At 71.0% G+C, this 19,948-nt stretch carries 17 protein-coding genes and 1 pseudogene; 3 read left to right on the forward strand and 15 right to left on the reverse strand.

Going from position 1 to position 19,948, the window contains the following annotated elements; translation table 11 throughout:
• Positions 1–385 precede the first annotated feature (385 nt).
• Positions 386–964, forward strand: a pseudogene (locus ACWCRD_RS19045) (D-alanyl-D-alanine carboxypeptidase family protein); the annotation flags it as partial.
• A gap of 83 nt (positions 965–1,047) precedes the next feature.
• Here ACWCRD_RS19045 and ACWCRD_RS19050 read toward each other — a convergent pair.
• The 7 genes from ACWCRD_RS19050 to ACWCRD_RS19080 all read right to left on the reverse strand — a co-directional run bounded on the left by ACWCRD_RS19050 (position 1,048) and on the right by ACWCRD_RS19080 (position 10,029).
• Positions 1,048–2,394, reverse strand: a complete 1,347-nt coding sequence (locus tag ACWCRD_RS19050; protein WP_450966958.1) for a glycosyltransferase 87 family protein — start codon at positions 2,392–2,394, stop codon at positions 1,048–1,050.
• Positions 2,391–3,785: a polyprenol phosphomannose-dependent alpha 1,6 mannosyltransferase MptB gene (gene mptB, locus ACWCRD_RS19055; protein ID WP_450966959.1), complete on the reverse strand. Its 1,395-nt coding sequence runs from the start codon at positions 3,783–3,785 to the stop codon at positions 2,391–2,393. Before mptB ends, ACWCRD_RS19050 begins: the two co-directional genes overlap by 4 nt.
• A gap of 304 nt (positions 3,786–4,089) precedes the next feature.
• A complete protein-coding gene (locus ACWCRD_RS19060) occupies positions 4,090–5,019 on the reverse strand; it encodes a glutaminase (protein ID WP_344398574.1) in 930 nt (309 codons plus the stop codon).
• A gap of 45 nt (positions 5,020–5,064) precedes the next feature.
• Positions 5,065–6,474: an aspartate ammonia-lyase gene (gene aspA, locus ACWCRD_RS19065; protein WP_450966960.1), complete on the reverse strand. Its 1,410-nt coding sequence runs from the start codon at positions 6,472–6,474 to the stop codon at positions 5,065–5,067.
• A gap of 385 nt (positions 6,475–6,859) precedes the next feature.
• A complete protein-coding gene (locus tag ACWCRD_RS19070) occupies positions 6,860–7,876 on the reverse strand; it encodes an asparaginase (protein ID WP_450966961.1) in 1,017 nt (338 codons plus the stop codon).
• A 42-nt stretch (positions 7,877–7,918) separates the two neighbouring features.
• Positions 7,919–9,355: an amino acid permease gene (locus tag ACWCRD_RS19075; protein ID WP_450966962.1), complete on the reverse strand. Its 1,437-nt coding sequence runs from the start codon at positions 9,353–9,355 to the stop codon at positions 7,919–7,921.
• Positions 9,352–10,029 carry a FadR/GntR family transcriptional regulator gene (locus tag ACWCRD_RS19080; RefSeq protein ID WP_450967028.1) on the reverse strand — a complete coding sequence of 226 codons (678 nt, stop codon included), beginning with the start codon at positions 10,027–10,029 and terminating at the stop codon, positions 9,352–9,354. Before ACWCRD_RS19080 ends, ACWCRD_RS19075 begins: the two co-directional genes overlap by 4 nt.
• A 157-nt stretch (positions 10,030–10,186) precedes the next feature.
• Here ACWCRD_RS19080 and ACWCRD_RS19085 point away from each other — a divergent pair, with 157 nt between their 5' ends.
• Positions 10,187–10,876 carry a GAF and ANTAR domain-containing protein gene (locus ACWCRD_RS19085; protein ID WP_450966963.1) on the forward strand — a complete coding sequence of 230 codons (690 nt, stop codon included), beginning with the start codon at positions 10,187–10,189 and terminating at the stop codon, positions 10,874–10,876.
• A 134-nt stretch (positions 10,877–11,010) separates the two neighbouring features.
• Here ACWCRD_RS19085 and ACWCRD_RS19090 read toward each other — a convergent pair whose 3' ends face one another.
• From ACWCRD_RS19090 to ACWCRD_RS19115, 6 genes are all read right to left on the reverse strand, one after another.
• Positions 11,011–11,667, reverse strand: coding sequence for a TOPRIM nucleotidyl transferase/hydrolase domain-containing protein (locus ACWCRD_RS19090; RefSeq protein WP_450966964.1), 657 nt, complete (start codon positions 11,665–11,667; stop codon positions 11,011–11,013).
• Positions 11,668–11,845: 178 nt separating this feature from the next.
• Positions 11,846–12,682, reverse strand: a complete 837-nt coding sequence (locus ACWCRD_RS19095) for an undecaprenyl-diphosphate phosphatase (protein WP_450966965.1) — start codon at positions 12,680–12,682, stop codon at positions 11,846–11,848.
• A 73-nt stretch (positions 12,683–12,755) separates the two neighbouring features.
• Positions 12,756–13,130 (reverse strand): fluoride efflux transporter CrcB, encoded by a 375-nt coding sequence (crcB, locus tag ACWCRD_RS19100; protein WP_450966966.1) that lies wholly within the window; start codon positions 13,128–13,130, stop codon positions 12,756–12,758.
• A complete protein-coding gene (locus ACWCRD_RS19105) occupies positions 13,127–13,507 on the reverse strand; it encodes a DUF190 domain-containing protein (RefSeq protein WP_450966967.1) in 381 nt (126 codons plus the stop codon). The genes crcB (ACWCRD_RS19100) and ACWCRD_RS19105 overlap by 4 nt, the downstream gene beginning before the upstream one ends.
• Positions 13,504–13,965: a fluoride efflux transporter CrcB gene (gene crcB, locus ACWCRD_RS19110; protein ID WP_450966968.1), complete on the reverse strand. Its 462-nt coding sequence runs from the start codon at positions 13,963–13,965 to the stop codon at positions 13,504–13,506. Before crcB (ACWCRD_RS19110) ends, ACWCRD_RS19105 begins: the two co-directional genes overlap by 4 nt.
• 170 nt (positions 13,966–14,135) lie before the next feature.
• Positions 14,136–15,098 carry an SMP-30/gluconolactonase/LRE family protein gene (locus ACWCRD_RS19115; RefSeq protein WP_450966969.1) on the reverse strand — a complete coding sequence of 321 codons (963 nt, stop codon included), beginning with the start codon at positions 15,096–15,098 and terminating at the stop codon, positions 14,136–14,138.
• Positions 15,099–15,251: 153 nt separating this feature from the next.
• Between ACWCRD_RS19115 and ACWCRD_RS19120 the strand changes: the two genes are divergently transcribed.
• Positions 15,252–16,094, forward strand: coding sequence for a ribonuclease BN (locus ACWCRD_RS19120; protein ID WP_450966970.1), 843 nt, complete (start codon positions 15,252–15,254; stop codon positions 16,092–16,094).
• A gap of 59 nt (positions 16,095–16,153) precedes the next feature.
• Here the strand turns inward: ACWCRD_RS19120 and ACWCRD_RS19125 are convergent, their stop codons facing one another.
• Positions 16,154–17,722 (reverse strand): glycosyl hydrolase 53 family protein, encoded by a 1,569-nt coding sequence (locus tag ACWCRD_RS19125; protein WP_450966971.1) that lies wholly within the window; start codon positions 17,720–17,722, stop codon positions 16,154–16,156.
• Positions 17,723–17,854: 132 nt separating this feature from the next.
• Positions 17,855–19,876 (reverse strand): beta-galactosidase, encoded by a 2,022-nt coding sequence (locus ACWCRD_RS19130; RefSeq protein WP_450966972.1) that lies wholly within the window; start codon positions 19,874–19,876, stop codon positions 17,855–17,857.
• Between the last annotated feature and the right edge of the window lie 72 nt (positions 19,877–19,948).

Genomic DNA, 19,948 nt, shown 5'->3' on the forward strand with positions numbered 1-19,948 from the left:
TCGTGGGCTCCGTCCGGCCGCGGCAGGCGGTCCGGCCGCTGTGCGGGTCCTGCACTGCGGCATCCGGGTGCTGGAGTGCCGCCCCCGGCCCGGTCACCGTCCCGTATGCCGGGCCGATTCCTACGTTGATCGTGTGATCATCCACTTCTCGTCCCGGACGGCCCTCACCGCCTGCGCGCTCTGTGCGGCGGGCGTCCTGGCGTTGACGCCCGTCGGCGTCGCCGCCGGCGCGGAGCCCACCCCGCCCGGCGTGCCGCGGGCGGCGCTGCCGGATCCGTCGTTCCTGTATCGCGAGGGCACTCAGGTGCGGCCCCATCACGGGGCGCCTCGGGTTCCGGACGTGTCCGCGTTGTCGTGGGTGGTGGCGGACGCCCGGAGCGGGGACGTGCTTGCCGCGCACGACGCCCATCGCAAGCTGCCGCCCGCCAGCACACTGAAGACCCTCTTCGCGCTGACCGTGCTGCCGTCGCTGCCTGCGAGCGCCCGGCACACGGTGCGGGAGGAGGAGCTGGAGGACATCGGTGAGGGCAGCAGCAGGGTCGGGGTCGCCGAGGGGCGGACGTATCGGATTGCCGATCTGTGGCGCGGTGTCTTCCTCAACTCCGGGAACGACGCCGTGGACGTGCTGGCCTCGCTGAACGGCGGCTGGCGGACGACGGCCGAGCAGATGCAGGCCAGGGCCCGTTCGCTGGGCGCCCTCGACACGCAGGTGCGGTCGCCCGACGGGTACGACACGCCGGGCCAGGTGTCGTCGGCGTACGACCTGGCGGTGTTCGGCCGGGCGGGGCTGCGCATTCCGGACTTCGCCAGGTACTGCGGTACGGCGGTGGCGAGGTTCCCGGGCGGGGGCGGCTGGTCGTACGAGATCGAGAACACCAATCGGCTGCTGACCGGGGCGGACGGTGTGGAGCCGTATCCGGGGCTGATCGGCGTCAAGAACGGCTACACCAGCAACGCGGGCAACACGCTCGTCGCCGCCGCCCGCCGGGGCGGGCGCACGCTCGTGGTCACCGTGATGAACCCGCAGGCGGGCGGCGGTTTCACCGTCTACGAGGAGGCGCGCGAACTGCTGGACTGGGGGTTCGAGGCCGCGGGGCGGGTCGAACCGGTGGGCTCGCTGGACGCGTTGCTGGAAAGACCGCGGCCGGGGCCGCGTGCCACGCCAGTGGCCGTCGCGCCGGACGGCGGGTCGGGGTGGCCGACGGCGGGTGTCGTCTCGGGTGCCGTCGTGCTCGGCGCGGGGGCGGTGGTGCTGGTGCTGCGGCGCAAGGGCGTACTGTCGGCGCGGAGTTGACCCACCGGCAGCCACAGCAGCAGTCCCAGGGTGATCCAGGTGTAGGTGTTGCTGCCGAGGAAACCGTCGACGCCGGACGCGTCGTGGAACCAGAGCCACACCACGCTGGTGCACAGCACCGCGTACAGGGCGCCCGTCACGCGCGGGTGCCCGGCGCGGACCAGTACGGCGAAGGACGGCAGCAGCCACACCAGGTGGTGCACCCAGGTGATGGGGCTGACGAGGCAGGCGGTCAGTCCGGTGAGGGCGAAGGCGGCCTGCCAGTCGGCGGCGGTGACGGCCCGGCGGGTGCGCCAGGCCCAGATGCCGAGGACCACCAGGACCGCCGCGGCCCACACCGCGCGGTCCGCCACGCCGAGCCGGGCCAGGATGCCCTGCAGCGACTGGTTGGAGACGTAGTCGAGGCGGCCCACCCGGTTCGTGTCCCACAGGGCCTCGGTCCAGTAGAAGCGGGAGGCGTCCGGGGCAACGCAGGCGGCGAGGCCTGTCGCCGCCGCGGTGACGGCCGTCGCGACCGCGGCGGCACGTCGGCGGCCGGCGAGCAGGAGCAGGCCGATGAAGAGGGCGGGCGTGAGTTTGACCGCGGCCGCCAGGCCGATGCCGATGCCCGCCCAGCGCGCCCGCCCGGTGGTCAGCAGCCAGGCGTCGGTGAGGACCAGCGCCAGCAGCAGGAGGTTGACCTGGCCGAAGCTGAAGGTGTCGCGGAGCGGTTCGAACAGGGCGAGCAGGCACGCGCCCAGGGCGCAGCCGAACCAGCCGTAGCGGCGCCAGGCGCCCTCGGTGAGGATGTGCAGGACCCAGGCCAGGGCCGCGAGGTTGAGCAGCAAGGATCCGGCGATCGCCGTGCGCAGGCCGACAAGGGCCATGGGCAGCATGCTGACGGCGGCGAACGGCGGGTAGGTGAAGCCGTATGCCGTGCCCGGCACCTGGTAGTCGTAGAGCCGGCCGCCGTGGTGGATCCAGCTGTTGACGGCGCCGTAGTACACGCGCAGGTCGAACCAGTCGCGCAGCAGCGGCACGGTCGCGGTGAAGGCGGTGACGGCCGCGCCGAGGGCGAGGGCCAGGAGCAGTCGGCCGCGGTCGGTGCGGGGCAGGGTCATGCGGTCTCTCCCAGGGCGGGCGCGTGGGCCGCCTGGTGGACCTGCCAGAGCACCACCACGGCCAGCGCCCCGCCGGAGACGGCCAGCATCAACTGCCCGCTGTCGACCGGCCCGCCGCTCGGCAGGGCGGCGAGCGCGAGCACACCCGTCACGGCCGCCACCCGGTGCCGTACCGAGGTGGTGGGGGCTGCGGCGGCGATCAGGAACAGCCCCCACAGGGCGTACCAGGGGCGGATCGCCGGGCCGAAGGCGGCCACGGCGGCGAGGCTCAGGCCGAGCGCGTAGACCGGGCGGGGACGCAGCCGCCACCAGATGGCCGCTATCACGAGCGCGGTGATCGCCAGGCCGAGCAGGTGCCAGACCGGCAGGGCGAGGGGGGCGAGGTCGCTGCCGAGGCGTTCCAGCATGGCTCCGGTGGCGCGGCCGAGGAGGCTCGTCAGGGCCCAGTTGTGCGGTGAGACGGGGGTGTCGAGGGCGCCTATCCAGCCGTATCCCGTGCCGGCGAGGGCCGTTGCGACGACCGTGGTGGTCGCGGCGGCAAGGGCGGTCGACAGGACGGCCTTCGCCGGACGGCGCCCGGCCCGCACCTGGAGGACGACGACCGCGGCGAGCCCGAGCACGGCGGGAGCCTTGACCAGGGCCGCGAGGGTGACGAGCACGGCGCCGAGGACCGGCCACCGGCCGAGCGCCGCGACCAGGCCGACGCCGAGCAGGCCGAGCATGATGGCGTCGTTGTGGGCGCCGGCGACCAGGTGGAGCAGCACCAGCGGGTTGAGGGCGCCGAGCCAGAGGGCGGCTGCCGGATCGGCGCCGCTGTGCCGGGCGAGCCGGGGCAGCGCGGCCGCCATCAGTGCCACGCCGAGCAGCGCGACCAGCCGCATCCCGACCAGCCCGGCGGGTATTTCGCCGCGGGTCAGGCCGGACAGCGCGGAGGCGACGGCGAGGAACACCGGGCCGTAGGGGGCACCGGTGTGCTGCCACAGCGGGGCGACCTCGTCGGCGAGGGGGCCGCCGAGCTGGGCGGGGCCGTAGGCGTAGACATCCATGTGGGCGTCGACCATGGCGCCCTGCGCGAGGTAGCTGTAGACGTCCCGGCTGAACAGCGGCGGGGCCAGCAGCAGCGGGGCCGCCCAGACGGCGAGCACGAGCAGGAGTTCGCGCGGAGTGGGCGCATCGGCGCTGCGCACGAGCCGTCCGAGCAGCACCCAGGCGGCGATCAGCAGCACGACGCCGAAGTACACGCCGACCAGGCCCAGGGCCGCGCGGGCGGTCGCCGGGGCCAGGAGATCCCGCACGGGCAGGGCGCCGGCCGTCTCACCTCCGAGCGCGAGGAAGGCGGTGCCGGCCAGGCCCAGCACCTGGCAGCGGCGGAGATCGACGGGGAAAGCCATGGCCAACACTCGGGAAGCGTGTCAACGCCGGGTGGCCGGAAGTTGACGCGCCGCCTTCGGGGCGGGGGCCTGCGTGTGACCGGCACGTGATCGCACGGGCACAGCGAGGTCTTCTTCTTCGCAGCCCGCCGGTCTCGTCCGCATCCGAGATGTCCGCCCCTTGCCGGCCGCAGTGCGGAGGTGATGACCGTGCCGAACCACGTGGGGAGCACTCGGCCGAGACGGCGGCGCGTCCCTGCCGGTGCCACCGCCGACCGAAGTCCTGGGCGGAAGCGCCGGTTCGGCCCAGGCCCGAGCCGCCGGTTCAGAACACCGACAGACCGGTCAGGGTCGTGAAGCGGTCCAGCGCCGCGACGCCCGCCACCGAGTTGCCGCGCTCGTCGAGGCCGGGGCTCCACACGCACAGGGTGCAGCGTCCTGGGACGACCGCGATGATGCCGCCGCCCACGCCGCTCTTGCCGGGCAGGCCCACGCGGTAGGCGAAATCGCCCGCCGCGTCGTAGGTCCCGCAGGTCAGCATCACCGCGTTGACCTGCTTGGCCTGGCTCTGGGAAAGCAGCCGGCTGCCGTCGGCGCGGATGCCGTGGCGGGCCAGGAAGCCGGTGGCGAGGGCGAGGTCCGCACAGGACGCGGTGAGGGAGCACTGACGGAAGTACTGGTCGAGCAGCACCGGGATCGGGTTGTCGATGTTGCCGTACGACGCCATGAAATGGGCGAGGGCGGCGTTGCGGTCGCCGTGTGCGGACTCGGAGGCGGCGACGTCCTTGTCGAAGTCCAGGGCCGGGTTGCCGCTCTCGCTGCGCAGGAAGGCCAGCAGTTCGCCCGCAGCGTCTCCGGTACGGGTCTGCAGGCGGTCCGTGACGACGAGGGCGCCCGCGTTGATGAACGGGTTGCGCGGGATGCCGTTCTCGTACTCCAGCTGGATCAGGGAGTTGAAGGGATTGCCGGAAGGTTCGCGGCCGACGTGCTCCCACAGTTCGTCGCCCTCGCGGGCCAGGTCGAGGGCGAGGGTGAAGACCTTGGTGAGGGACTGCGTGGAGAACGGCTCGCGCCAGTCCCCCACGCCGTACACCGTGCCGTCCAGTTCCGCGACGGCCATGCCGAAGCGGCGCGGGTCGCAGGCCGCGAGTGCCGGGATGTAGTCCGCGGGGCGGCCGCGGCCGGGGGTGCGCCCGATCTCCTCGGCGATGCGCTCCAGGACCGGCTGGAAGGCGTAGGACGACGTCGTTGTCATGATCACTATTGTGCCTCCGGGTCGGTCCTGGTGCGCGGCCGTGGCTCAGGTAAGGGCGGGGCCGCTGCCCGCGAGGACCTCGGGCCGCAGCAGGTCGGCGAGCCGCTCTGCGGGCAACAGGCCCTTCTCCAGGACGAGTTCGGCTACGCCTCGGCCGGTGGCGAGGGCCTCCTTGGCGATGTCGGTGGCGGCCGTGTAGCCGATGTGCGGGTTGAGGGCGGTGACCAGGCCGATGGAGTTCTCGACGGTCCGGCGCAGCACCTCGGTGTTGGCGGTGATGCCGTCCACGCAGCGCTCGGCGAGCGTGAGGCAGGCGCTCTGCAGGTGGGTGATGGACTCCGACAGGGAGTGCAGGATGATCGGCTCGAAGGCGTTGAGCTGGAGCTGTCCGGCCTCGGCGGCCATGGTGATGGTGACGTCGTTGCCGATGACCTCGAAGGCGACCTGGTTGACGACCTCGGGGATCACCGGGTTGACCTTGCCGGGCATGATGGACGAACCGGCCTGCACCGGCGGCAGGTTGATCTCACCGAGGCCCGCGCGCGGCCCCGAGGACAGCAGCCGCAGGTCGTTGCAGCTCTTGGAGAGCTTGACGGCGATCCGCTTGAGCACGCCGGACATCTGCACGAACGCGCCGCAGTCCTGCGTGGCTTCGACCAGGTTGGCGGCGGTGACCAGGGGCAGTCCGGTGATGTCGGCGAGATGGCGGCGGGCCGACTCGGCGTATCCGGCGGGGGCATTGAGTCCGGTGCCGATGGCCGTGGCACCCAGGTTGATCTCATGGATCAACTGGACTGCCTCGTCAAGACGGTTGCGGTCCTCGTCAATCATGACGGCATACGCGGAGAACTCTTGACCGAGCGTCATCGGCACCGCGTCCTGCAACTGTGTACGGCCCATCTTGAGCACCTTGCGGAACTCGACGGCCTTGCGGGCGAAAGCGTCCTGCAGTACGGACATCGCCTTGAGCAGTCCACGCACCGCGAAGACCGTCGCTATCTTGACGGCGGTCGGGTAGACGTCATTGGTCGACTGGCCGAGGTTGACGTCCTCATTGGGGTGCAGGTGCTGGTACTGGCCCTTCTCGAAGCCCAGCAGCTCCAGCGCCCGGTTGGCGACGACCTCGTTGGCGTTCATGTTGGTCGAGGTGCCCGCGCCGCCCTGGATGACGTCGACGACGAACTGGTCGTGCAGCTTGCCTTCGCGGATCTCGCGGCAGGCCTCGACGATGGCGGCGGCCTTCTTCGGCTCCAGCAGGCCGAGTTCCTCGTTGGCGAGGGCGGCGGCCTCCTTGACGGCGGCGAGCGCGTCGATCAGGTGCGGGTAGGCGGAGATCGGGGTGCCCGTGATGGGGAAGTTCTCCGTGGCGCGCAGGGTGTGAACACCCCAGTAGGCGTCGGCGGGGACGTCGCGGTCTCCGAGCAGGTCGTGTTCGCTGCGGGTGGCGGCGGTCATGAGGTGCGGGTCCTCTTTCTGAGGGTGGTGAGGGTTGGGTGGCCGGCGACGTCGGGGGTGGGGTGGAGCCGGCTCGGGCGGTACGGGGTGACGCCCGCCCGAGCCGGTCGAGGCACCGGCCCGGTGGTGACGGGGCCGGTGGTTCGGGGGCCGGCGGTTGGTGTGCCGGCTTGATGGATCCGGCCGTCCCCCGACCGGATCCGGTGGTCCGCCGGTGGCCACCGCGCACACTCGGTGGCCACCGGAGCCGTCAGGGCCTGTGTCACATCCCGGGTCGGATCAGCGCAGGCCGGCTGGGTCGCCCGCTCGCGCGAAGTCGAGAGTGGAGGGCCACCAGGCATGTGTGCCGGCGAGGCGCCCCGGGGCGGGGATGTGACACCGGCTCTCAGGCGCAGGCCCGGACCGTGAGGGGCTCCAGGGCGCGGACCGGGCGGATCTCGCCGACCGGTTCGCCTCCGCCGAGGAGGGGTTCGCCCGCGAACCGGGTGAGGAGGGCGGGGTCGACGCCGGCCCGGGCGAGGGCGGCTGCGGTGACGGGGATCCGGGCCCGGTTCGCGCCGTCGGAGATCTTGACGGCGACCGCCCTGCCGTCGGGCAGCGCGGCGACCTCCACGCCCTCGAAACCGTCCTTGGCGAGAAGCCCGGGGACGGTCCGCATCAGGGCGGCGACATCACGGCCGGAGCCGGAGGCCATCTCGGCATGCTCGCGCATGGCGTCCGCGACCCGGGCCTCCGGAGTGCCCTGCGCCGCCGTGGTGATCCGGGCGGCGGCCCGGGCGAGGCCGTGCAGGGAGATGGAGAAGAGGGGGGCGCCGCATCCGTCGACGGTGACCCGGGCGATCCGCTGACCGGTGAGGTCCTCGACGATCTCGGCGATCGCCTGCTGGAGCGGGTGCTCCGGGTCGAGGTAGCCGTCGAGGGGCCAGGCGTTGAGCTTGCAGGTGTACAGCATGGCCGCGTGCTTGCCGGAGCAGTTCTGGGCCAGCCGGGAGGGCTCGCGGCCCTCGCGTATCCAGGTGTCGCGGACCGCCGGGTCGTACGGCATGTCCTTGACGTTGCGCAGGTCGTCCACCGTGACGCCGGCCAGCTCCAGGATCCGCCGGGCCCCGGCGAGGTGGCGTTCCTCGCCGGAGTGGCTGGCGGCGGCGAGCGAGAGCAGTTCCCCCTCCAGCGGCAGCCCCGCCCGCACCATGGCGGCGGCCTGGACGGGCTTGAGCGAGGAGCGCGGGTAGAAGGCGGCCTCGATGTCGCCGAGCTGGAACTCGACCTCACCGTCCGCCCCCAGGACGACCACGGAGCCGTAGTGGACGCCCTCGGTCACTCCGCCGCGGACGACGTGCGCGACGGGCGCGTGGAGGGGTTCGCGGATCGCGGGGGCGTCCGCGTGGGAGCTGCTGTACATCACTGCCTGTTCACTTCTGGGTTGTCTGGAGCCGGCGCCGGGTTACGCGTCGGCCTTGGCTTGGGTGCGCTGCATGCGGCCGCGGATGGCGTACCAGCCTGCGACGAGCGCTCCGACGATCAGCGGCAGGCACAGCACGGTGGTGCGGCCGGCGCCTCCGTCGGCGTACATGAGGACCAGGACGGAGGCGAGGAAGGCCAGCGTCACGAGTTCGGTCCAGGGGGAGCCCGGCAGTCGGTAGCCGGGGCGGGTCAGCTCGCCCCTCTGGGTCTTCTTCCAGAAGAGGAGGTGACAGATCATGATCATGCCCCAGGTGGAGAGGATGCCGATCGCCGCGAAGTTCAGGACGATCTCGAAGGCGTCCGCCGGGACCACGAAGTTGAGGCCGACGCCCAGCACACAGATACCGCTGGTGAGCAGGATGCCGCCGTACGGGACCTGGCTGCGGCTCATCACCGAGGTGAACTTGGGTGCGGAACCGGACATCGCCATGGAGCGCAGGATGCGGCCGGTGGAGTACAGGCCGGAGTTGAGCGAGGACATGGCCGCGGTGAGGACGACGAGGTTCATCACGCCGCCGGCCGCCGGTATGCCGATGTGGGACAGCACGGTCACGAAGGGGCTCTCGGCGGCGCTGTACTTGTTCCAGGGCAGCAGCATCGAGAGCAGGACGACCGAGCCGACGTAGAAGAGGCCGACGCGCCACATGATCGAGTTGATCGCCTTCGGCATGATCTTCTCGGGGTTCTGGGTCTCACCCGCGGCGACGCCCACCAGCTCGACGGAGGCGTAGGCGAAGACGACGCCCTGGATGATCAGCAGCATGGGCAGCAGGCCGTTGGGAAAGACGCCGCCGTTGTCGGTGATCAGGGCCGGGCCGGGGTGGGCGCCGTCGACGGGGTGCTGGGTGACCAGCAGGAAGATGCCGATGCACATGAAGATCACGAGGGCGCTGACCTTGACGATGGCGAACCAGAACTCCAGCTCACCGAAGATCTTGACCGAGATCAGGTTGACTGTCAGGACGACCGCGAGGGCGATCAATGCGATCAACCATTGAGGGATGTCGGAGAACATGCCCCAGTAGTGCGTGTAGGTGGCCACCGCGGTGATGTCGGCGATGCCGGTGGTCGCCCAGTTCAGGAAGTACATCCAGCCCGCGGTGTAGGCACCCTTCTCGCCCAGGAACTCCCGGGCGTAGGAGACGAAGGCGCCGGACGAGGGCCGGTACAGGACGAGTTCGCCGAGGGCGCGCACCACCAGGAAGGCGAAGATGCCGCAGACCGCGTACGCGATGAACAGGGACGGGCCGGCGTCGGCGAGGCGGCCGCCCGCGCCGAGGAAGAGACCGGTGCCGATCGCGCCGCCGATGGCGATCATGTTGACGTGCCGGGACTTCAGCGACTTGCTGTAGCCGGCGTCGCCTGCGTCGACATGTGCGGCCGGTGTGCGCGTCTCTTCTTTGAGGTGCTCGCTCACGCCTCGGGTCCGCCTTCCGTGGGGATGTCCGTGCGCGCGGGGCGCACGATGTCGGTGAGGGTCGTCTCGACGCGGTCGAGGTGGTGCGCCATGGCGTCCACCGCGTCGAGTTCGGAACCGTCCATCAGCGCCTCGACGATCGCCCGGTGCTCGCGGTTGGACTGCTCGCGGCGTCCGCCCAGCTCGTTGAGGAAGGCCGACTGACGCGCCAGTGCGTCTCGGATCTCCTCGATGACCCGGCGGAAGACCGGGTTCTGGGCGGCCTGGGCGACAGCGAGGTGGAACAACGTGTCGAGGGCGACCCACGAGGTGGTGTCGGTCTCCCGCTCCATGCGCTCCAGCAGACGCGTCAGGTGGTCGAGGTCCTCGGGCGTGCGCCGCACGGCCGCGTAGCCCGCCACCGGGATCTCCACGTGGCGGCGCACCTCCAGCAGGTCGCTGGCCGCGTAGTCGCCGAAGGTGGGGTCCTCGACGGTGTTGGCCACGACGAAGGTGCCCTTGCCCGTCTTGGAGACGGTCAGGCCCATCGTCTGCAGCGCCCTGAGGGCCTCGCGCAGCACGGGCCGGCTGACCTCGAGGGTGCGACACAGCTCCGCCTCGGAGGGCAGCTTGTCCCCCACGGCGTACTCGCCGTTCTCGATGGCGGTGCGCAGGTGGGCCAGGACCGCTTCCATGGCGCTGATGCGCCGCGGACCCTGACTGGCTGTCTTGCTGTCTGACAGGTTCACGGGAGCGATCCTGCGGGTGACGGGCGGGCACTGTCAAGGGATGCGAGGGAGAAGCTGGGTAGACGCCTTCTTGACGAGAACGAGCCGACACGCGGAGGACCGTATGGACTGGGGTCGGTTCGCGCAGCAGATGGCGTCGATGGCCCGGGATCTCCTCGCCCAGGATTCGGTCCGTGCCACCCTGGAACGGATCACCCACTCGGCGACCGAGCTGGTGGAGGGCTGCGACGCCGCCGGCATTCTGATGCTGCACGGCACAACGGTGGAGACGCTGGCGCCCACGGAGAAACTGGTCGTCGAGAGTGACCAGTTGCAGGAGCGGCTGGGCGAAGGGCCGTGCTTCGATGCCGCCCGCACGGTGGAGGGGGAGCGGGTCTTCCGTATCGCCGACTTCACCCGGGAACAGCCGCAGTGGCCCGCGTACGCCCCGCAGGCGCGCGCCCTCGGCGTGGGCAGCATGATGGGATTCCTGCTGTTCACCGAGGACGAGGAGCTCGGGGCGCTGAATCTCTACTCCCGCAAGCCCGGCGTCTTCACCGAGGCCAGCGAACTGGCCGGCTGGCTGCTGGCCTCCCACGCAGCGGTCGCCTTCTCCAGCGCCCGAACGCACGCCCAGATGGAACGGGCCGTCTCCACCCGCCACATCATCGGCGAGGCCATGGGCATCCTCATGGGCGCCCACCACCTCACCGAGGAGCAGGCCTTCGACACGCTTCGGCGCTTCTCACAGGAGAACAACATCAAACTCCACGAGGTCGCCCGACGGGTCTGCGAGCAGGGCACCGTGTCCTGACCACGCGGCGGCTCCCCCGGCTCGTTGTCTGAACCAGAGGAGCCTGGCCGGGCCGGCCCCCCAGGGGAACGCCGCACAACCCGGCCTCACCCCCAAGTCCCCAGCCAGGCGACCCTCACGCATCCGAGCTGTTGTCACACGTGCGCGAGGAGCCGTTCCAGCGGCCGGGGGACGCGCGCGAGATCCAGGTGCTCGACCATCGCCTGCGCGTAGAGCGCCTTGCGGCCGCTGTGGGTGCCCATGAAGCGCCGCAGCTGGTGCTCCACGGGCCGGTCGCGCTGTGCCGGCTGGCCCTGGAAGGTGTGGAAGGGGCGCGTCTCGCCCTGGGCCTCGATCACCTGCTGCACACCTTCGGGCCCGAGCGCACGGATCAGCTCGTCCTCCAGGTCGGCGACGCACAGGTGGAATCCGAGTGCCTCCAGTCCGGCGCGGGTGAGAGCGGACCCGAGCCCGACCCTCTCCAGATGTCGCCGGAAGTGCCGCTCCTCGCCGATGTCGCAGAGACCGGACAGCGGGAGGCCGAGCCCCTCAGGGCCGCACACGTCCAGGAAACGCCCGATGTTCGTCGCGCCTCCGAGCGGCACCACCGCAACGCCCTGCGCGGCGAGGTCGCGGCCGTGGCGCGCGGCCAGCGCTTCGAGCGCGACCTGATCACTGCTTCCCTCGACGAGCACGACCGTCCGCACACCGCCGCCGGCCAGCTGCCGCGCCGCTTCGGCGGCCGCACTCGCCCCCGCTCCCCCGGCCGCCCACGCGATCAGCGCCCGGCGAAATCGCCTCATCTCGTCCACGAGACCTCGCTTCCCCGCGCCATCGTGGCACGGCGGAGATCCCGTACGCACGCGCGTTTTTCCGGGGCAGCGCCTCAAGAAGTCGGCGGATCCGGCGCCTGCTCGGCATCGCCGCGCACGAAGGACTCGTCCGCAACGATGGTCGGCTCCCGAGCGGCGCCCGTCTCCGCGACCGCGGTCAGCTGCTGAGGCCGCCCGTGCTGAGCAGACCCAGCAGCAGCACGCCGACGACGATCCGGTAGACGACGAAGGCGTTGAAGGAGTGCTTGGCGACGAACTTCAGCAGCCAGGCGATGGAGGCGTAGGCGACGACGAAGGAGACGATCGTGCCGACGGCCAGCGGGGCGGCGCCCACGCCCGCGCCCAGGGCGTCCTTGAGCTCGTACAGGCCGGCGCCGGTCAGGGCCGGGATGCCGAGGAAGAAGGAGAGGCGGGTGGCGGCGACGCGGTCCAGGTCGAGGATCAGGGCCGTGGACATGGTGGCGCCGGAGCGGGAGAAGCCGGGGAAGAGGAGGGCGAGGATCTGCGAGCAGCCGACCAGCATCGCGTCCTTGAAGGTGGTGTCGTCCTCACCGCGCTTGTGCCGGCCCATCTGGTCCGCGGCCCACATCACGCCACTGCCGACGATCAGCGAGGCGGCGACCACCCACAGCGAGGCGAGCGGGCCGTCGATGAGCGGCTTGGCGGCCAGACCCACGACCACGATCGGGATGGTCGCGTAGATCACCCACCAGGCGAACTTGTAGTCGTGGTGGTAGCGCTCCTCCTTGTTGCGCAGGCCACGGCCCCAGGCGGAGACGATGCGCACGATGTCCTTGAAGAAGTACAGGAGCACGGCGGCGATCGCGCCGACCTGGATGACGGCCGAGAAGCCGACGACGGCCTTGTCGTCGACCGGGATGCTCATGAGCCCTTCGGTGATCTTCAGATGTCCGGTGGAGGAGACGGGAAGGAACTCGGTCAGCCCTTCCACGACTCCGAGGACGGCGGCCTGACCGACGTTGATGACGCTCATGGGATCCAGTTCTGAGGAGTTGGTCGACAGTGCTGTAGACAGTCTTACTACGTGCGGAAGTCGGGCCGGTGGCCTACCCCCACAGGGCCTGGGCGACCGACACCCCGGCGAATGCCGCACCGAGGCCTGCCGCCACACTCCCGACGACGTTGGCGGCAGCGTAGAGCCCCGCCCCGGTCTCGGTCAGCCGCAGGGTCTCGTAGGAGAAGGTCGAGTACGTCGTCAGGGCCCCGCACAGGCCGGTGCCGAGGAGCAGCTGCAGATGGGGACCGGCGGCCCCCTCCGCCACCGCGCCGGTGAGGAGACCGAGGATCAGGCAGCCGGTGACGTTCACCGCGAAGGTACCCCAGGGGAAGACCGAGTCGTGGCGGGACTGCACCGCGCGGTCGGTGAGGTAGCGCAACGGGGCGCCGACCGTGGCGCCCGCGACGACCAACAGCCAGTTCACAACGATCTCTTACCCTTCATGCCCGCTTCGTCGGAGCCGTCCTCGCGGCCTCCGTACCGGATGACCTGGCAGTCGTCGAGGATGACGAGGCCCTCGTCGACGAGTTCGTCGAGCTGCGGCAGGAACGCGCGGACACGCTCCTCGGTGTCGACGATGACGATCGCGACGGGCAGGTCCTCGCTGAGCGACAGCAGCCGTGAGGTGTGGATCAGGGAGGAGGCACCGAAACCCTCGATCCCGCGGAAGACGCTGGCGCCGGCGAGCCCGGCCGCGTGGGCGCGGTGGACGATCTCCGAGTAGAGGGGCTTGTGGTGCCAGGTGTCGTTCTCGCCGATGAAGACGGTCACGCGCAGCGCACTGCCGGTCAGCCTCGTCATGGCTGCCTCCACTTCAGGACGCGGCGGGCCGCGGTGACCGCGAGCCACACCGCCGTGAGCGCCGCGAGCAGGGTCGCGGCGAGGTAGGCCAGCCCGGTGCGCGGGTGGCCGGCGTCGACCAGCTTCTGGATGTCGACGGCGTAGGTGGAGAAGGTGGTGAAGCCGCCGAGCACGCCGGTGCCGAAGAAGGGGCGTACCAGGCGGTGGGCGGCCCACACGTCGGTGAGGACGACCATGAACACGCCGATCACGGCACAGCCGGCGACGTTGGTCCAGAAGGTCGCCCAGGGGAATCCGCCGGGCGGGGCGGGCCACCACAGGGACAGGGCGTAGCGGCCGGTGGCGCCGAGGGCTCCGCCGAGCGCGACCACCGCGACGACGGGGGCCTGGGTGCGCCAGGCAGGCGGTCGCGGGGTGTGGGGGCGGGCGCGGACGCTCGCGGCTTCCGGGGCTGTCATGGTCGTACGTCTCCTACTCGCCGGGGCCCTGGGCATGCGGGCGCCGCTCCTTCGCAAGTAGGGACCGTTGGCGGCAGCACTGCCGCGGTTCGGGTACGGCGGGCCCCACCGCCGCGCCGCAAGGGGTGCTCGCGGCCGGGCAACAGGGTAGCGCCCGGCCCAGGCCCGGGTCACTTCGGGGCCGGTCGCTCGCACACGGCGATGCCCCGCTCCCAGAGGCTGCCCAGGACCAGCTGCCCGGCGGCCTCGCAGACGCTGGTGACCATGCGGTATCCGGACTGCCGGCGGGCGAGGTGGTGGACGATCGTCCCCTGGTCGTCGACCGCGAGGGCGCCGATGGTGCCGGTGGGGCGGTAGGGGGCGCGGACGGCGATGCGGGCGGCGGCGGCGCGGACGGCGGGGGCGGTGCGGTGCAGCAGGTCGAGCGGGGGGACGCGGGGCCCGGCCAGGGAGACCCAGACCGGCCCGTCGGCGGCGGCCCGCCAGAGGTTGTCGGGCATGCCCGGGAGGTTCTCCACGAAGGGTTCGCTCTGGCCGGCCTTCTCGCCGGTGAGCCAGTAGCGGGTCAGCCTGCGGGCGCCGGTCTCAGCGACGACCAGGAACGATTCATCGGCGCTCAGCGCCAGGCCGTTGGCGAACTGGAGCCCTTCCAGCAGTACTTCGGGACTCTCACTGCCCGGGGCGAGGCGCAGCAGGCGGCCGGTTCCGGTGTGTTCGACGATGTCGCCGATCCACTGGTCCAGCGGGTAGCGGCGGCTGGAGACGCTGAAGCAGACACTGCCGTCGGACAGGGCGACCGCATTGCTGCAGAACCGCAGCCTCTCCCCCGCCACCGAGTCGGCGAGGATCCGCACGATGCCCTCACGGAGGTCGACGCGCAGCAGACCGAGTTCGGCGTCGCACACCAACAGGGCGTCGTCCGGGAGAAGTTCGAGGCCGAGCGGCCGGCCGCCGGTCTCGGCGAGCACCTCGACACGGGCGGCCGAGGGCTCGGTCAGTCCGTCGATGCGCAGGATGCGGCCGTCCTCCACTCCGGTCAGCACCCTGCCATGGGCGTCGGCGACGACGTCCTCGGGGCCACGGCCGCCGATGGCGACGTACCGGAGCGGGACGAGTTCACTGGGACGGTCCATGAAAACCTCCTTGTCGAGGTCGGGACAGTTCATGCTGGCATGTGTAGGGATGCCCATCGGGTGCCGCGTCACCCGATCAGGTTTACCGGGATGCGTTCTGGCCACTCAGCACATCACCACCGGTAGTCCCGGCCGGAGGAAGGGGTGGTCCCCATGTCACGGCTGGCCGCCTGGCACCGGCTGGGGCTTGCCGAGCTGCACCGGCGCGGCAATGAGCTGGAGTTGATGCACCGGTCGATGGGGTTCGCGACGCTCGCCCTGGTCACGCTGGCGCCGCTGCTGATCGTCGTGGCCGCGGCGGATCCGTTCGGGCACGGCGGCTTCGCGCTGTGGCTGGTGGACGGCATGGCCCTGAACGGCCGGTCCGCCGACGCGCTCGCGCATGTCTTCGGCCCGACCCGCAAGGTGATCAGCACCACCAGCGCGCTGAGCCTCGCGCTGCTCGCGTTCTTCGGCATGTCCTTCGCCTCCAGCGTGCAGAACGGCTACGAACGGATCTGGAGGACGGCCGCCGCTCCGTGGCACCACCTCTGGCGGCACGCGGTCTGGCTGATCATGCTGATGGCGTACCTGTACGCCCAGGTCGAGACCCGGACCGTGCTGGAGGGACCGTCCCGCATCCTGCTCAGCATGGGGGTGGGCGTGCTGTTCTTCTGGTGGGGGCCGCACTTCCTGCTCGGCCGCCGGGTGCCCTGGCGGTATCTGCTGCCGGGTGCGCTCGCCACGATGGCGGGCCTGGTGGGCCTGCGCGGCTTCTCCTACCTGGTCTTCACCCCGCTCCTGGTCACCAACGCGATCAGCTACGGCCCGGTCGGCACGGTCCTGGTGGTGGAGTCCTGGCTGGTCGGGGTGGGGTTCGTCGTCTACGGCGGTGCACTGCTGGGGCGGCTCATCTGCGAGTGGCTCGGACATCTCGACGAGCCGCCGGACCCGCCCGGCCGGACGGCACGGGCACCGACGGACAGCGGGCAGGGGCCGTCGGCCCTGCGCTCCTAGGGCGGGACATGGGCGAGGGCCCGGCCGCTCCCCTGCGACCGGGCCCTCTCCACACAGGTTCAGCGGTGGCTGAACCAGCTCGTGGCCGAGGTGGCCTTGTTGTCGTAGTCGAAGAGGGCCTGGTTCTCCCAGCCGTTGCCGGAGGTGGAGTCGGTCGGGTCCCAGCCGTTTCCGGTGACCGCGGTCCAGGTCGCCTCCCAGTAGAAGACGCCGAGGCCCTTGTTGCCGGGGACGGCCTCCACGATGTTCGCGACGGCGTTCATCCAGGCCAGCTGGCCCGCCTGGGTGGCCGGATAGCCGGAGACCAGTTCGCCGGTGGTGTCGATCTGGTTGGTGAGTGAGTCCTTGCTGTCCAGCCGGAACGGGTAGGCCGTCTCGGCGATGAACACCGGCTTGCCGTAGCGGGAGACCACGTCGTCCAGGGTGGTCTGCGCGGCGGCGAGTGAGCCGTGCCAGTAGCCGTAGTAGGACAGACCGATCACGTCGTAGTGGATGCCGTACGTCTTGGCGTTGTCGAACCACCAGCGGACCGTGGAGTCGTCCCCGGCGTTGGCCAGGTGCAGCGCGACCTGGGTGCCGGAGGAGACGGCCTTGACGGCGCTGTAGCCGGAGTTGATCAGGCCGGCGAGCTGCGACCAGTTGTCCGTGGAACCCTCCGACCAGAGCATGCCGGCGTTGATCTCGTTGCCGACCTGGACCATGTCGGCGGTGGTGCCCTGGGCCTTGAGCGCGTTCAGCACGTCGTACGTGTGGTTGTACACGTCCGTCTTGAGTTGACTGTACGAGTGCCCCGACCACACGGCGGGCTTGCTCTGGGCACCCGGGTCGGCCCAGGTGTCCGAGTAGTGGAAGTCGACCAGCAGCTTCATGCCGGCCGCCTTGATGCGCTTGGCCATGGCCAGCACGCGCGTCTTGTTGTTGTAGCCGTCGGCGGGGTTGACCCACACCTTAAGGCGCGCGTAGTTCATGCCGGTGTTCTTGAGGATGGTGACCGCGTCCCCGGTGGTGCCGGAGCTGGTCCTGTAGACGCCGCCGAGGGCCTCGCTCTTGGCGAGGGAGGAGATGTCGGCACCCTTGATCGACAGGCCCGTCGAGCCGGACGCGAAGGTCAGGTCGTCAACATTGATCCAGTTGCCCGCGTTCGCGTCACTGTTGATGCTGATCGTGCACTGGTTGTCGGTCACATTGATCGACGTGACGATGCGGACCCAGCTGCTGGTGGACACCGGAAGGTCGGTGCGCTGGTCCGAGCTGCCGCAGTTCTTCAGGGCCATGTAGGCGGAGATCTGCCCGCCGCTGGAGCGGACCCAGGCGGTGAGGGTGTAGGTGCCGTTGGTCAGCCCCGACAGGTACTGGTACGTCTCGACCTTGTAGGCGGAGGCGGAGTAGTGGGACAGACGGTAGCTGCCGCTGTGGCCACCGGACTCGGTGTACGAGGCGGAGTTCTGGCCGGCTGCCGAGTACGTCGACCAGCCGGCCGGCGTCGCGGTGCCGGTGCCGTCGGACTCGAAGCCGCCGTTGGTCAGTGTGCCGGCCGCCTGCGCGCTGGGTGCGGGCAGGGCGACCAGGGCGAGCGCGGCCACCAGCGGCAGCAGCAGGGCCCTGAGGGTGCGTCTGGGATGGAACATCGTCGTCCGTCGTCCCTTCGACGAATGGGGATGGGGAGGTCCCCGGGGATGGGGGTGTCCCTCCGGTGGGTGCGGAGGGAGGGCCCCTCCGCCCGCGGCTCTCGTGGCACACGCGGGCGGAGGGGAGTCGGTTCAGCCGTCGAGCCGGACGACCCGGACGGCTCCCGCGGGGACTTCGAGGCGGCCCGCGGCGCGTTCGCCGGTCAGCAGCTCGGTGCCGTGCGACTCCAGCGGCACCTTGGCGTCCGAGGCGGTGTGGTTGATGGCGAACAGGTAGCTGCCCGACTCGCCGGTGCGCAGCACCACTTCGACGTCCCGGGGCAGGTCGGCGCGCGGGGCGATGCGGGCGTCCTCGATCGCCCAGCCGAGCAGGGCGTCCAGGCCCTGCGCGCCGAGGCGGGTGGAGACGTACCAGGCGGTGCCCTCGCCGAGGCGGTGGCGGGTGACGGCGGGGTGGCCCGCGGTCAGGCCGTCGGCGTAGGTCCACACGGTCTCGGCGCCCCGCGGGACGACGAACTCCGTCCACACATCGCCGCTGAGTTCGGAGCCGTCCGGGCCGCTGATGCGCACCGCCTGGCCCTGCAGCAGCGGCGAGAACTCCTCGACCGTCAGGCCGAGCGCGTCCCTGAGCGCACCCGGGTAGGGGCCCTCGTGCACGGCGTCGTGCTCGTCGACGATGCCCGAGAAGTACGACACGACGAGAGTGCCGCCGCCTTCGACGTACTCCTTGAGGTTGTTGCCGGCCGCCTCCGTCATCAGATACAGGGCGGGCACGACGACAAGGGGATAAGCCGACAAGTCGGCTTCCGGGTGGGCGAAGTCGACCGTGAGGTGACGGTCGTAGAGGGTCTCGTAGAAGGCGTCGGCGCGTTCGCGCGGGTCGTGGTCCTCGCTGGGGTGCCACTGGAGGGTCTGCGCCCACCAGGAGTGCCAGTCCCACAGGACGGCGACATCGGCCCGGGTGCGGGTGGTGCGGATCTGGCTCAACGAGTCGAGAGAGGCGCCCAGTTCGACGACCTCGCGCCACACCCGGGTCTCCGTGCCGCCGTGCGGGAGCATCGCCGAGTGAAACTTCTCGGCGCCGCGCCGGGACTGGCGCCACTGGAAGAACATCGCGCCGTCGGAGCCGCGGGCCACGTGGGCGAGGGAGTTGCGGGCCATCTGGCCTGGGGCCTTGGCGGGGTTGCGGGGCTGCCAGTTGACGCCCGAGGTGGAGTGTTCGAGCAGCAGCCAGGGTGCGCCGGCGGCGACGGAGCGGGTGAGGTCGGCGGCCATCGCGAGGTTGACGTGGGTGCGGCGGCCGTCGGTGATCAGATAGTGGTCGTTGGTGACGAGGTCGACCTCGCGGCCCCAGGCCCAGTAGTCGACGGAGTCGCACTGGCTGAGGGCGGTCATGAAGTTCGTCGTGACCGGGATGCCGGGTGAGAGGCGGTGCAGGATGTCCCGCTCCATGCGGAAGTTCTCGCGCATGGTGGCGTCGGCGAAGCGCTTGTAGTCGAGCGCCTGGGCCGGGTTGACGGCGGTCGGGGTGGCGCGCGGCGGGTTGATCTGCTCGAGGTCCGTGTACCGCTGGCCCCAGAAGGCCGTGCCCCAGGCCTCGTTGACGGCTGCCACGCTCCCGTACGTGGCCCCGAGCCAGCGGCGGAAGTGGGCGGCGCAGGAGTCGCAGTAGCAGGCCGAGACGGGGACGCCGTACTCGTTGTGCACGTGCCACAGCGCCAGGGCCGGGTGGTTGCCGTAGCGCTCGGCGAGCCGGGTGGTGATGCCGGCGGCGGCCGCGCGGTAGTCGGCGTTGCTGTGACAGATGGCGGCGCGGGAGCCGAACTCGTGACGCACGCCCTCGGGGGTCACGGGGAGGGCCTCGGGGTGGGCCCGGTAGAACCAGACCGGCGGGCAGACGGTGGGGGTGCCCAGGTCGGCGCGGATGCCGTTCTCGTGCAGCAGGTCCAGCAGGCGGTCCAGCCAGCCGAAGTCGTACACCCCGGGTGAGGGCTCCAGCAGCGCCCAGGAGAAGATCCCGACACTCACCATGGTGACGCCGGCCTCGCGCATCAGCCGCACGTCCTCGTGCCAGACGCTTTCCGGCCACTGCTCGGGGTTGTAGTCCCCGCCGAAGGCGAGCCTGGTGAGGCCCCTGGGGCTGGTCTCCGGCATGGATCTCTCCCGTTTCATCGATCATTTGGGAACGTGCACACACAGGAGCAGCGGTGCAAGCCCAACATAACC

This window comes from Streptomyces sp. NPDC002092, assembly GCF_053593775.1.

Bases quoted from the DNA above. Each gene is read 5' to 3' on its own strand.
- ACWCRD_RS19050 (WP_450966958.1), bottom strand. From the start codon at position 2,394: ATGACCCTGCCCCGCACCGACCGCGGCCGACTGCTCCTGGCCCTCGCC.
- mptB (WP_450966959.1), bottom strand. From the start codon at position 3,785: ATGGCTTTCCCCGTCGATCTCCGCCGCTGCCAGGTGCTGGGCCTGGCC.
- ACWCRD_RS19060 (WP_344398574.1), bottom strand. From the start codon at position 5,019: ATGACAACGACGTCGTCCTACGCCTTCCAGCCGGTCCTGGAGCGCATC.
- aspA (WP_450966960.1), bottom strand. From the start codon at position 6,474: ATGACCGCCGCCACCCGCAGCGAACACGACCTGCTCGGAGACCGCGAC.
- ACWCRD_RS19070 (WP_450966961.1), bottom strand. From the start codon at position 7,876: ATGTACAGCAGCTCCCACGCGGACGCCCCCGCGATCCGCGAACCCCTC.
- ACWCRD_RS19080 (WP_450967028.1), bottom strand. From the start codon at position 10,029: ATGGAAGCGGTCCTGGCCCACCTGCGCACCGCCATCGAGAACGGCGAG.
- ACWCRD_RS19085 (WP_450966963.1), top strand. From the start codon at position 10,187: ATGGACTGGGGTCGGTTCGCGCAGCAGATGGCGTCGATGGCCCGGGAT.
- ACWCRD_RS19095 (WP_450966965.1), bottom strand. From the start codon at position 12,682: ATGAGCGTCATCAACGTCGGTCAGGCCGCCGTCCTCGGAGTCGTGGAA.
- ACWCRD_RS19105 (WP_450966967.1), bottom strand. From the start codon at position 13,507: ATGACGAGGCTGACCGGCAGTGCGCTGCGCGTGACCGTCTTCATCGGC.
- crcB (WP_450966968.1), bottom strand. From the start codon at position 13,965: ATGACAGCCCCGGAAGCCGCGAGCGTCCGCGCCCGCCCCCACACCCCG.
- ACWCRD_RS19115 (WP_450966969.1), bottom strand. From the start codon at position 15,098: ATGGACCGTCCCAGTGAACTCGTCCCGCTCCGGTACGTCGCCATCGGC.
- ACWCRD_RS19120 (WP_450966970.1), top strand. From the start codon at position 15,252: ATGTCACGGCTGGCCGCCTGGCACCGGCTGGGGCTTGCCGAGCTGCAC.
- ACWCRD_RS19125 (WP_450966971.1), bottom strand. From the start codon at position 17,722: ATGTTCCATCCCAGACGCACCCTCAGGGCCCTGCTGCTGCCGCTGGTG.
- ACWCRD_RS19130 (WP_450966972.1), bottom strand. From the start codon at position 19,876: ATGCCGGAGACCAGCCCCAGGGGCCTCACCAGGCTCGCCTTCGGCGGG.